Raw genomic sequence first — 11,642 nt, forward strand, 5'->3', positions numbered from 1 at the left:
GCTGTGTCAGAGGTTGCCGCGCTTGGCCTGCTCGCGCTCGATCGCCTCGAACAGGGCCTTGAAGTTGCCCTTGCCGAAGCCCATGGAACCGTGCCGCTCGATCATCTCGAAGAAGACGGTCGGGCGGTCCTGGACCGGCTTGGTGAAGATCTGCAGCAGGTAGCCGTCCTCGTCGCGGTCGACGAGGATCTTCAGCTCGCGCAGCGTCTCGACGGGCACGCGCGTCTCGCCGGCCCACTCGCCGAGCGTGTCGTAGTACGAGTCGGGAGTGTCGAGGAACTGGACGCCGTTCGCCTTCATGGTGCGGACGGTCTGCACGATGTCGTTGGTGTTCAGCGCGATGTGCTGGACGCCGGCGCCGCCGTAGAACTCCAGGTACTCGTCGATCTGGGACTTCTTCTTGGCGACGGCGGGCTCGTTGATCGGGAACTTCACCTTGAGGGTGCCGTCCGCGACGACCTTGGACATCAGCGCGCTGTACTCGGTGGCGATGTCGTCGCCCACGAACTCCTTCATGTTCGTGAAGCCCATGACCTCGTTGTAGAAGCCGACCCACTCGTTCATGCGGCCCAGCTCGACGTTGCCGACACAGTGGTCCACGGCCTGGAAGGTGCGTTGCGCGGGCGGCTGGACCATCGGCTCGGCGGCGGCGTAGCCGGGCAGGTAGGGGCCGTCGTAGCCGGTGCGCTCGACCAGGGTGTGGCGGGTCTCGCCGTACGTGGCGATGGCGGCGAGGACGACGGTGCCGTGCTCGTCCTTGACCTCGTACGGCTCCGCGACGGAGCGGGCGCCGTGCTCGACGGCGTAGGCGTGGGCGGCGCGGGCGTCGGGGACCTCGATGGCGAGGTCGACGACCCCGTCGCCGTGCTCGGCCACGTGCTTGGTGAGGAACTCACCCCACTCGGAGGACGGCTTGATCACCGAGGTGAAGACGAAACGGGCGGAGCCGTTCTCCAGGACGTAGCTCGCGGTCTCGCGGCTGCCGTTCTCCGGTCCGGAGTACGCGACGAGCTGCATGCCGAAGGCGGTGGAGTAGTAGTGCGCGGCCTGCTTGGCGTTGCCCACGGCGAAGACGACCGCGTCCATTCCCTTGACCGGGAAGGGGTCGGCCTGCCGGGCGGTGTCGGGAGTGTGGTGTGTGGTCTGCGTCATAGCCGCAGGGTCTCCCGCGTCTGCAAGGTGCGCAATAGTTCGTGTTTTCACTGGGCAACCTGACCAGTGACACGGCGGGACGGGCGGGCGATCTGTACAGGATGACCAGCCTGGAGGGGGCGCGGGATGGGGATAGACCGGCTGGACGGGCGGATCATCGGGCTGCTGGCGCGGGAGCCGCGGGTCGGGGTGCTGGAGATGTCCCGGCGACTGGGGGTGGCGCGCGGCACCGTGCAGGCGCGCCTGGACCGGCTTCAGTCGAACGGAGTCATCCGCGGCTTCGGTCCCGAGGTGGACCCGGCGGCGCTCGGATACCCGGTGACCGCGTTCGCGACGCTGGAGATCCGCCAGGGTCAAGGGTCCGACGTACGGGCGCACTTGGCGACGGTGCCGGAGGTCCTGGAGCTGCACACCACGACCGGTACGGGGGACATGCTGTGCCGGCTGGTGGCCCGCTCGAACGCCGATCTCCAGCGGGTGATCGACCGGGTTGTCGGTTTTGATGGCATCGTCCGGGCCGCCACGGCGATCGTCATGGAGAACCCCGTTCCGCTGCGGATCATCCCGCTGGTTGAGCAGGCGGCCGAGGACGGCGGCAGACGCGACTGAGGCCGGTCCGACGTTCCCGGAGGTGAGCGGGCGTGAACTTCTGGGAGTTCCTGGGCAGCCGCCACCAGCAGCTGCTCGCCGACGCCTACCAGCACGCCAGCGCCGTCTTCCAGTGCATGGTCGTGGCGACCCTGATCGGCGTCCTGACCGGCGTCCTCACCTACCGCAGCGACTGGGCGGGGAACCTGGCGACGCTGGGCACGTCGACCATCCTGACCATCCCGTCGCTGGCCATGATCGGTCTGCTCATCCCGATCGTGGGCCTGGGCGTGCCGCCGACGGTGACCGCGCTGACGCTGTACGGGCTGCTGCCGATCGTGCGGAACTCGATCGTCGGCCTGCGCGGGGTCGACCCGGCGCTGGTGGACGCGGCCAAGGGCATCGGCATGTCGCGGGCGGCGCGGCTGCTGCGGGTGGAGCTGCCGCTGGCCTGGCCGCCGATCCTCACCGGCATCCGGGTCTCCACGCAGATGCTGATGGGCATCGCCGCCATCGCCGCCTACGCCTCCGGGCCGGGGCTCGGCAACGAGATCTTCCGCGGGATCGCCTCGCTGGGCAGCGAGAACGCGCTCAACCTGGTGCTCGCGGGCACGCTCGGGATCATCGTCCTGGCGCTGCTGTTCGACGCCGCGTACGTCCTGCTCGGACGGCTGACCATCCCGAGGGGGATCCGTGTCTGAGAACGGCCGCAACGCCACCACCGGGGCGACCATCGAGCTGGAGTCGCTCACCAAGCGCTACCCCGGCAATCCGCAGCCGGCCGTCGAGAACGTGTCGATGGAGATCCAGGCGGGCGAGACGGTCGTCCTCGTCGGCCCTTCCGGCTGCGGGAAGTCCACCACCCTGAAGATGATCAATCGGCTGATCGAGCCCAGCGGCGGCCGCATCCGCATCAACGGCGAGGACGTCACCGACATCGACCCGGTGAAGCTGCGCCGCAAGGTCGGCTACGCGATCCAGTCCTCCGGTCTGTTCCCCCACATGACCGTCGCCCAGAACATCGCGCTCGTACCGAAGATGGTGGGCTGGTCGAAGTCCCGCATCCGGTCCCGGGTGGAGGAGATGCTCGACCTGGTCGGGCTGGACGCCGGGGAGTTCCACGGCCGCTACCCGCGCCAGCTGTCCGGCGGCCAGCAGCAGCGGGTGGGCGTGGCGCGGGCGCTGGCTGCCGATCCGCCGGTGCTGCTGATGGACGAGCCTTTCGGCGCGGTGGACCCCATCACCCGGGACCACCTCCAGGACGAGCTGATCCGGCTCCAGCACGAGCTGCACAAGACGATCGTCTTCGTCACCCACGACTTCGACGAGGCGATCAAGCTGGGCGACCGGATCGCGGTGCTGCGCGAGCGCTCCCACATCGCGCAGTTCGACACCCCGGAGGCCATCCTCACCAACCCGGCGGACGACTTCGTCTCCGGTTTCGTGGGCGCGGGAGCGGCGCTGAAGCGGCTGAACCTGACCCGGGTGCGGGACGTCGGCATCACCGACTACCCGACGGTGACCGTCGAGGACCCGCTCCAGCAGATCTTCAACCAGCTCCGGGCGGCCGGCACCAACGAGATCCTGCTCCTGGACCGGCGCCGCCGCCCCTACAAATGGCTCAGGCGCGGCGACCTGATGCGGGCCAAGGGCTCGCTGGCGCGGGCCGGGGCGCTGGTCCACGACACGGTGACCCGGGACGCGACCCTGCGGGACGCGCTGGAGGCGGTGCTCACCGACAACACGGGGCGGGTCGCGGTCACCGGACGGCGCGGCGAGTACGAGGGCGTCGTCGACATGGAGACGCTGCTGAACTCCGTGCACGAGCTGCTGGAGGCCGACCGGCTGGACGCGCTGGAGCACCAGCACGACCTGGAGGAGACGCGGGCCGAGCAGACCCACGCGGAGCAGGAGGGCTTCGGGGGCGTCGGAGGTCCCGGAGGGGAGGCGAAGGCGTGAGCGCTTCTGCCGGCCGGCGGCCCGAGGGCGGGCGCGGTGTCGAGGAACCGGCCTACGAGGACGCGGACGAGTTCGAGCACGAGCCCCCTCCCCCGTCCCCGGCGGCGACCGAGCGGCGGGTCGGCTGGCGGAAGCTGACCTTCCTGCCCGCGCTCCTGGTCGCCGTGCTGCTGGCGACCTGGCTGTGGTTCCGGCAGGCCGCCCTGGACGCGCTGAGCCGGAACGCCCTGTCCGACGGCCAGGTCACCAAGGCGCTGTGGCAGCACGTGCAGCTGACCGTGATCTCCACCTTCTTCGTGCTGATCATCGCGATTCCGCTGGGCATCCTGCTCACCCGCCGGATGTTCAAGAAGGCGACGCCGGTGGCGATGGCCTTCGCCAACATGGGACAGGCGACCCCGGCGATCGGCCTGCTGGCGCTGCTGGTGATCTGGCTGGGCATCGGCCGCCGGGCCGCCCTGATCGGCATCATCGTCTACGCCGTCCTGCCGGTGCTCTCCAACACCATCGCGGGCCTCAAGGCGAACGACCCGACGCTGCTGGAGGCGGCCCGCGGCATCGGCATGTCCCCGCTGGGCGTGCTGACGCGGGTGGAGCTGCCGCTGGCCGTCCCGCTGATCCTGGCCGGGGTGCGCACCGCCCTCGTCCTCAACGTCGGCACGGCGACGCTGGCGGTCTTCGGCGGAGGCGGCGGCCTGGGCGTCCTGATCACCACGGGGATCACCAGCCAGCGGATGCCGGTCCTCGTCCTCGGCTCGATCCTCACGGTGGCCCTGGCACTGCTGGTGGACTGGCTGGCCTCGCTCGCCGAACTGCTGCTGCGGCCCCGCGGCCTGGAGGTGCGGACATGAGCGCGCGCACGGGACGGGGCGGCGGACGACGCCGTGCGTGGCTGCTGACGGCTGCGCTGCTGGTGGCGGCCTCCGGCTGCGGGCTGACCAGCGGCTCCCCCATGGTCGACGACGTCGAGCCCGGCACGATCGGGCAGGGGCGGCCGCTCGAGGGCGCCGATCTGACCGTGGTGTCCAAGCAGTTCACCGAGCAACTCGTGCTCGGCGCGATCATGGGCATCGCCTTCCAGGCGGCGGGCGCGGAGGTCCTGGACCGCACCGGTATCCAGGGCTCGGTCGGCACCCGGGCGGCGGTGGAGAACGGCGACGCGGACGCCACGTACGAGTACACGGGCACCGCCTGGATCACGTACCTCGGGCACGGCGAACCCATCCCCGACCCGCATGAGCAGTGGGAGGCGGTGCGCAAGGAGGACCTGGGGAAGGGGCTGACCTGGCTGCCGCCTGCCGCGCTGAACAACACCTACGCGCTGGCCATGAACCAGGCGAACCACAAGAGGTACCGCACGAGGACGCTGTCCGAGGCGGCCGAGCTGTCGAAGAGGGACCCGGGCGCGGTGACGCTGTGCGTGGAGGTCGAGTTCGCCAACCGCGCGGACGGGCTGCCGGGCATGGAGAGGGCGTACGGGATGGACATCCCGGCCCGGAACATCACGGAGATGGACACCGGCATCATCTACACCCAGACCGCCGACGGCGCCTGCGCCTACGGCGAGGTGTACACCACCGACGGGCGGATCAAGTCGATGAACCTGGTGGTGATGGAGGACGACAGGAAGTTCTTCCCGAACTACAACGCCGCCCCCATGATCCGCACCGCCACCCTGAAGAAGTGGCCGGCTATCGCCTCCGTGCTCGCGCCGGTGACCAAGGCACTGAACAACGACGTCGCCCGGGACCTGAACGCCAGGGTCGACGTGGACGGGCAGGACGCGCACCAGGTGGCGCTGGACTGGATGATCGAGAAGGGCTTCGTGAAGGAGGGCTGAGAAGCCGTGGGGCGGACCGCCCGGCTCAGCTCAGCAGGCGGGGACCTCGCCCTTGCCCGTGCTCAGGGCCCGCAGGGCGTCGACCGCGCCCTCCAGCGTGGTCACCGGGACCAGCCGCAGCCCCTCGGGCAGCTCGGCCTGCGCGTCCGAGCACTCCGCCTTCGGCACCAGGAAGACGGTGGCCCCGTCCCGCCGGGCGGCCTGCGTCTTCAGCGGTACGCCGCCGACCGCGCCGACCTTGCCGCCGGCGGTGATCGTGCCGGTACCGGCGATGATCCGGCCGCCGGTCAGATCGCCGCCCCGGCCGTCGCCATCCAGCTTGTCGATGATCCCGAGGGAGAGCAGCAGACCGGCGCTGGGGCCGCCGACGTCCCCAAGGTCCAGCTTCACGTCGATGTCGGACCCGTCGAGGTCCAGGTGGTTCAGCGCGGCCGTCGTCGCCGTGTTCTGGGACTCCCGCATCTGGTCGAAGTTGTACTTCTCGATCTCCTTGACGTCGTCGCCCTCGGGGTAGACGGCGTCCCGCGGCATGACCGCCCGGTCGGTGTCGAACCAGTTGCCGAGCACGTCACCGAGCGACACGTGCGCGTCGGGGCCGGTCGCCACGATCGTCGTCATCCGCAGCTGGCCCTCGGTGTCCCGGGTGGGCGCGCCCGAGATCCTGATCACCTCGTCGCCCTGGTACTCCTTGAGCACGTCGGCCGTCGCCCCGGGCTGCGCCACCGCGAACGGCAGCGGCGCGAACACGGCGGTGGTGAGGAGCGCCACCACGGGGGCGGCACAGACGGCGAGAACCTGGGGACGCGTGAGACGAGGAAGCACGGGGTCAATCTAACGCGAGGGCATTGCCGCGCAGGCCGGTGGGCAACCGCCCGCCGCCCCCGCCGCGGGCAGCCGCACACTCCGCGCGACGCACCCCGCGCCGGCGCCCGCGCCGCGCACCGGCCGAGCGGCGTCACCGCAACGCCTCGGCCACCTCACGAGCCGCGTCCATCACCCGCGCCCCCACCCGCTCCGGCACCACGTCCGCCAGCATCACCACGCCCACGCTGCCCTCCACCCCCGTCACCCCGAGCAGCGGCGCGGCCGCCCCACAGGCACCGGCCTCCAACTCCCCGTGGGTCAGGGTGTAGCCCGGCCACTTCCCCTCCTCGGCGGGCTGCGCCTGCTGCCGCGCGGAGAGGATCGCCTTGCCCGCGGCCCCCCGCTCCAACGGGTGCCGGAAGCCGGCCCGGTAGGCCACGTGGTAGTCCGTCCAGGTCGGCTCGACGACGGCCACGGCCAGCGCCTCCGCCCCGTCCACCAGCGTCAGATGGGCCGTCGCCCCGATGTCCTCGGCCAGCGACCGCAGCGCCGGCATCGCCGCCTCGCGCACCAGCGGGTGCACCTGGCGGCCGAGGCCCAGCACCCCCAGCCCGACCCGGGCGCGTCCGCCCAGGTCACGGCGTACGAGTGCGTGCTGCTCCAGCGTGGCCAGCAACCGGTACACGACCGTCCGGTTCACGCCCAGTCTGTGGGAAAGCTCGGTGACGGTCAGCCCGTGGTCCGTATCGGCCAGCAGCTTGAGGACCCGCAGTCCCCGGTCGAGCGTCTGAGAGGTCTCCGCGGTCACGACGCCCACTCCTTAGTGGTGAGGTCGGCGGCCCCCTCGCGGCGGATGCGTCACCGAGTCCCGTCGGTGACGCGCTTCAGAGGCCGCCGATCGGCTGACGGCCCGGCCCTGTGCCCGGCCCAGTCGCTTCACGGCTGCGCTCCGCGGCGGCGCTGCCACGGGGCGTGTGCGTAGCGGGACAGTAGCGACCAGGTTCGCTCAGCGGAAGGCTCCGTCCAGAATCCGGGCGGCGGCCGGTGCGGACTGGCTGTGTTTGTCCGGGTACGTACAGCGCACGCGGACGCCGCCCGCTTCCCGCCCGTCACTTCATGCGGGTGGCCCACTCCTGCACCTTGGCGATGCGCTCGCGCAGCTGCCCGGCGGTGGCCTCCGCGCTGGGCGGGCCGCCGCAGACGCGGCGCAATTCGGTGTGGATCACGCCGTGCGGTTTGCCGCTCTGGTGGACGTAGGCGCCGACCATGGTGTTGAGCTGCTTGCGCAGCTCCATCAGCTCCTTGTGGGAGACGACCGGCCGCCGCTCGGCGGGCAGTTCGAGCAGGTCGGCCTCGTCGTCGGGCTTCTTGCGGCTGTGCGCGATCTGCCGGGCCTGCCGCTTCTGGAGCAGCAGCTGCACCTGGTCGGGCTCCAGCAGCCCCGGGATGCCGAGGTAGTCCTGCTCCTCCTCGCTGCCCGGGTGGGCCTGCATGCCGAACTCGGCGCCGTTGTACATGACCCGGTCGAACGTGGCCTCGGACTCCAGCGCCTCGAAGGCGAACTGCTCCTGCTCGCCGGTGTCCTCGTCCTGCTCCCGGTTCGCCTCGTCCATCTCCTTCTCGGACTCGGCGTAGGGGTCCTCCTCGCCCTCCTTCTTGGGCTTGTCGAGGACGTGGTCGCGCTCGCGCTCCATCTCGTTGGCGAAGGTGAGCAGGTCGGGCACGGTCGGCAGGAACACGGACGCGGTCTCGCCGCGCCGCCTGGACCGTACGAAGCGGCCGACGGCCTGGGCGAAGAAGAGGGGGGTGGAGATGGTGGTGGCGTACACCCCGACCGCCAGGCGCGGCACGTCGACGCCCTCGGACACCATGCGCACGGCGACCATCCAGCGGTCGGTGCTCTGACTGAACGTGTCGATGTTCTTGGAGGCGCCGACGTCGTCGGAGAGGACGACGGTGGCCTTGCTGCCGGTGATCTCGCGGATCAGCTTGGCGTAGGCGCGGGCGGAGTCCTGGTCGGCGGCGATGACGAGGGCGCCGGCGTCCGGGATGGCCTTGCGGACCTCGGTCAGCCGCTGGTCGGCGGCGCGCAGCACGGCGGGCATCCACTCGCCGCGCGGGTCGAGCGCGGTGCGCCAGGCCTGGCTGACGGCGTCCTTGGTCATGGGCTCGCCGAGCCGGGCCGCGATCTCGTCACCGGCCTTGGTGCGCCAGCGCATGTTGCCGCTGTAGCTCATGAAGATCACGGGACGGACGACTCCGTCGGCGAGCGCGGAACCGTAGCCGTAGGTGTAGTCGGCGGCGGAGCGGCGGATGCCGTCGTTGCCCTCCTCGTACGTGACGAAGGGGATCGGGTTGGTGTCCGAGCGGAACGGCGTACCGGTCAGCGCGAGCCGGCGGGTGGCCGGCTCGAACGCCTCCAGGCAGGCCTCGCCCCAGGACTTGGAGTCACCGGCGTGGTGGATCTCGTCGAGGATGACGAGGGTCTTGCGCTGCTCGGAGCGGTTGCGGTGCAGCATCGGGCGCACGCCGACGCCGGCGTAGGTGATGGCGATGCCGTGGTACTCGCGGCTGAGCGGGCCGGCGCTGTACTCGGGGTCGAGTTTGATCCCGATCCGGGCGGCGGCCTCGGCCCACTGCTTCTTGAGGTGCTCGGTGGGCGCGACGACGGTCACCTGCTGCACGACGTGGTGGTGCAGCAGCCAGGACGCCAGCGTCAGCGCGAAGGTGGTCTTGCCGGCGCCGGGGGTGGCGACCGCGAGGAAGTCCCGGGGCTGCTCCTGGAGGTACTTCTCCATCGCCCCCTGCTGCCAGGCCCGCAGCTTGCTGGCGGTGCCCCACGGGGCACGGCCGGGGAAGGCCGGGGAGAGGTGGTGCGAGGTGCTGGAGCTGGCGGTGGTAGTCACGGTCTCCGAAAGGGGTAGAACGGCTCGGCCACGTATGACAACCGGGCCACCCTACCGGCGGCCCGGCGCGGTCGACGCGCACACCGGGGCGGGTCACCCCCGGGTGGGACGGACGTCACAGCCGTCGCGGCGGTCCCGTGCCCCTCGGCGGTTCACCGCTGACGCAGCCGCGTCGTCACCCACGCCCCCACCAGCGCCACCCCCGCCATCGGCAGGAACACCGCGGCGAACGCGGCCGGGTGGGAGCCGGTCGCCTCGGTCGCCGCGTGGCTGACCGTGCCGCCGCCGAGGGCGGCGAAGGCCGCTCCCCCGGCCGACAGCAGGACCACGTTCGAGAGGCCGTCGGAGATCTGGAGGGCGGCGGAGTTGGTGCCGGCCTCCTCGGGGGCGGAGAGCTTGAGCAGGAGCACGCTGGTGGAAGAGATCACCAGGCCCATGCCGAAGCAGCCGAAGCCCCAGGCGACGGCCACCGTCCAGGCGGGGACGGCGTCGATCAGCACGCTCGGTGCCGTGGCGATGGCCGCGGCCACCAGGATCATGCCGAGGGTCATCAGGCGCTCACGGTGGGGTTCGAGGCGTGCGCGGGACTGGATCCAGGAGCCCGCGGCCCAGGTCGCACCGCCCGCGGCCAGCGAAAGACCGGCCAGCGTGGGGCTGAGACCGCGCTGGGTGACCAGCATCAGCGGCACGAAGGACTCGGCGGCGACGAAGGAACCGGCGGCGACACCGCGCAGCAGGACGACGGAGGGCAGGCCGCGCACCGCCCGGTAGGTGCCGCGCGGCAGCAGCCCGAGGACCGCCGGCACGAGCAGCGCCACGCCCACCGCGCCGGGCAACAGGGAGGCCCAGCGAAGGTCCTGGGCGGCGTACTGGAGCAGACCGGCGCCCAGTGAGATGGCGAGGGCGAGGCGGATGCGGCGGCGGTCGGAGGAAGCCGGCGCAGCCGCCCCGCCCACCGGGCCGGCGGCGCGGCTGCGAATCTGCGGCAGCGCGAGGGCCAGGGGGATCACGACCAGCACCGGGATGCCGACGAACACCCAGCGCCAGCCCAGGTGCTCGGTCACCGCGCCGGACGCCAGCGGGCCGACGATCGACGGGACGACCCAGCCCGCCGCGAACGCCGCCATGATCGCGGGCCGCAGCCGCTCGGGGTAGGCCCGCCCGACGACGACGTACAGCGCGACGATCACCAGTCCGCCGCCGAGTCCCTGCACGGCCCGGCCGACGATGAACAGCCACATCGCCCCGGCCGTCCCGGACAGCACCAGTCCCACCGCGAAGGCCGCGATCCCGCTCGTCAGGGGCGCCAGCGGCCCCCGCCGGTCCGACCACTGCCCCGAGAGCACCATCCCGAACAGGCTGGTCGTGAAGTACCCGGAGAACGCGAACGCGTAGAGCGACACCCCGTCCAGCTCCCGCGCCGCCACCGGCATCGCCGTCCCCACCGCGGTCGCCTCGAAGGCGATCAGCACGACGACGGAGACGATGCCGACGCTCAGGGCGCGGTAGGTGCGACTGAGCACGGTGTCGACGGGCGGCGTGGGGCCGACGGGGGCGGGGACGGCGACGTCGGTGTCGCGGGGCTCAGGGACGGTCATGGTCGTCAGCGTAAGGGCCGAAGCACGCTTTGACCCCTGTCGGGAGGCGGTACGGGACCGGGACCTTGGTCGTACGACTCCCGTCGCCCAGGTGCCTTCATGAACGGTGTGTGGCAGTCGTGTTGCGGGACCTCCGGATGCCTTGAGCCCTTCCCTCGCCCCGGCCTACGGTCGGGTCACCGCGTCAGTGACACGGCCTGTGCCCGAGTGGCCCAGGGGCTCGCCTGCAAAGCGGGTTACGCGGGTTCGAATCCCGCCACGGCCTCCGATGCGCCCGCGCGGCGCAGCAGCCAGAGCGTGAAGACGAGGGTCGAGACGTCCGGGGTGAGCGGGCGCAGGCTCGCGTCGGACGGGTGCCAGGTCAGGACCGTGCCCGTCAGGCCGTCCACGACCACGTCGCTGCCGTCGGGCAGGCGGCCCAACCTGACGAGGTGGTCGCCCGCCTCCTCCGGGGCCCCGTCGCCGTAGTGCTCCGCCAGGGTCGGCAGCGGCATCCCGTCGTCGTCCGCGTCGAGGGGGAACCCGTGCTCCGGCAGGCCGGTCTCGCGCAGGAAGCGGCGGGTGGGCTCGTGGGTGAGGGCCGGCGGGAAGTCGATGTCCTCGAAGCGGGCCACGCGTCCCCGGCCGAACTCGCCCACCAGGAAGCGGTACGACAGGTCCAGGGCCAGGCCGGACGCCGTGCGGCGGCCCGCCGACAGCAGGAGGCAGCCGATCACCGCCGCCGACGTCCAGAACAGCGGCACGCGCGCCGGTGTCCGCGTCGACGTGTCCGTCGTGACCTCGTGCATCGTCTCC

Annotated in this window: 11 protein-coding genes and 1 tRNA gene; 6 read left to right on the top strand and 6 right to left on the bottom strand. The window is 71.7% G+C overall.

Features of this window, described 5'->3' with window-relative positions:
• Positions 1–6: 6 nt before the first annotated feature.
• Entirely contained in the window at positions 7–1,152 is a 1,146-nt protein-coding gene (gene hppD / locus IE142_RS03730; RefSeq protein ID WP_191884336.1) for a 4-hydroxyphenylpyruvate dioxygenase, read from the bottom strand.
• A gap of 126 nt (positions 1,153–1,278) precedes the next feature.
• On the opposite strand from hppD, the gene IE142_RS03735 reads away from it, so the two are divergent.
• The 5 genes from IE142_RS03735 to IE142_RS03755 are packed head-to-tail and all read left to right on the top strand — an operon-like array spanning position 1,279 to position 5,539.
• Complete coding sequence (locus IE142_RS03735; protein ID WP_191884337.1) at positions 1,279–1,761, top strand: Lrp/AsnC family transcriptional regulator; 483 nt, start codon at positions 1,279–1,281, stop codon at positions 1,759–1,761.
• Between the two features lie 32 nt (positions 1,762–1,793).
• Positions 1,794–2,441: an ABC transporter permease gene (locus tag IE142_RS03740; RefSeq protein WP_191884338.1), complete on the top strand. Its 648-nt coding sequence runs from the start codon at positions 1,794–1,796 to the stop codon at positions 2,439–2,441.
• Positions 2,434–3,699: a betaine/proline/choline family ABC transporter ATP-binding protein gene (locus IE142_RS03745; protein WP_191884339.1), complete on the top strand. Its 1,266-nt coding sequence runs from the start codon at positions 2,434–2,436 to the stop codon at positions 3,697–3,699. Before IE142_RS03740 ends, IE142_RS03745 begins: the two co-directional genes overlap by 8 nt.
• Entirely contained in the window at positions 3,696–4,550 is an 855-nt protein-coding gene (locus IE142_RS03750) for an ABC transporter permease (RefSeq protein ID WP_191884340.1), read from the top strand. Before IE142_RS03745 ends, IE142_RS03750 begins: the two co-directional genes overlap by 4 nt.
• Positions 4,547–5,539 carry a glycine betaine ABC transporter substrate-binding protein gene (locus IE142_RS03755; protein ID WP_191884341.1) on the top strand — a complete coding sequence of 331 codons (993 nt, stop codon included), beginning with the start codon at positions 4,547–4,549 and terminating at the stop codon, positions 5,537–5,539. The genes IE142_RS03750 and IE142_RS03755 overlap by 4 nt, the downstream gene beginning before the upstream one ends.
• Positions 5,540–5,569: 30 nt before the next feature.
• Here the strand turns inward: IE142_RS03755 and IE142_RS03760 are convergent, their stop codons facing one another.
• The 4 genes from IE142_RS03760 to IE142_RS03775 all read right to left on the bottom strand — a co-directional run bounded on the left by IE142_RS03760 (position 5,570) and on the right by IE142_RS03775 (position 10,847).
• The gene (locus IE142_RS03760; protein ID WP_191884342.1) at positions 5,570–6,361 is read right to left on the bottom strand and encodes a S16 family serine protease; all 792 of its coding nucleotides are present in this window, start codon (positions 6,359–6,361) and stop codon (positions 5,570–5,572) included.
• A gap of 133 nt (positions 6,362–6,494) precedes the next feature.
• A complete protein-coding gene (locus tag IE142_RS03765; RefSeq protein WP_043372479.1) occupies positions 6,495–7,151 on the bottom strand; it encodes an IclR family transcriptional regulator in 657 nt (218 codons plus the stop codon).
• Positions 7,152–7,452: 301 nt separating this feature from the next.
• Positions 7,453–9,249 (bottom strand): DEAD/DEAH box helicase, encoded by a 1,797-nt coding sequence (locus tag IE142_RS03770; protein WP_191884343.1) that lies wholly within the window; start codon positions 9,247–9,249, stop codon positions 7,453–7,455.
• A 152-nt stretch (positions 9,250–9,401) separates the two neighbouring features.
• On the bottom strand, positions 9,402–10,847 hold the full coding sequence (locus tag IE142_RS03775) for an MFS transporter (protein ID WP_191884344.1): 1,446 nt from the start codon (positions 10,845–10,847) through the stop codon (positions 9,402–9,404).
• A 193-nt stretch (positions 10,848–11,040) separates the two neighbouring features.
• On the opposite strand from IE142_RS03775, the gene IE142_RS03780 reads away from it, so the two are divergent.
• Positions 11,041–11,113, top strand: a tRNA-Cys gene (locus IE142_RS03780).
• Here the strand turns inward: IE142_RS03780 and IE142_RS03785 are convergent.
• On the bottom strand, positions 11,084–11,635 hold the full coding sequence (locus IE142_RS03785) for an SUKH-4 family immunity protein (RefSeq protein ID WP_191884345.1): 552 nt from the start codon (positions 11,633–11,635) through the stop codon (positions 11,084–11,086). The genes IE142_RS03780 and IE142_RS03785 overlap by 30 nt on opposite strands.
• Between the last annotated feature and the right edge of the window lie 7 nt (positions 11,636–11,642).

The sequence above is a fragment of the Streptomyces mutabilis genome (genome assembly GCF_014649815.1).
GTDB classification, from domain to species: domain Bacteria; phylum Actinomycetota; class Actinomycetes; order Streptomycetales; family Streptomycetaceae; genus Streptomyces; species Streptomyces mutabilis.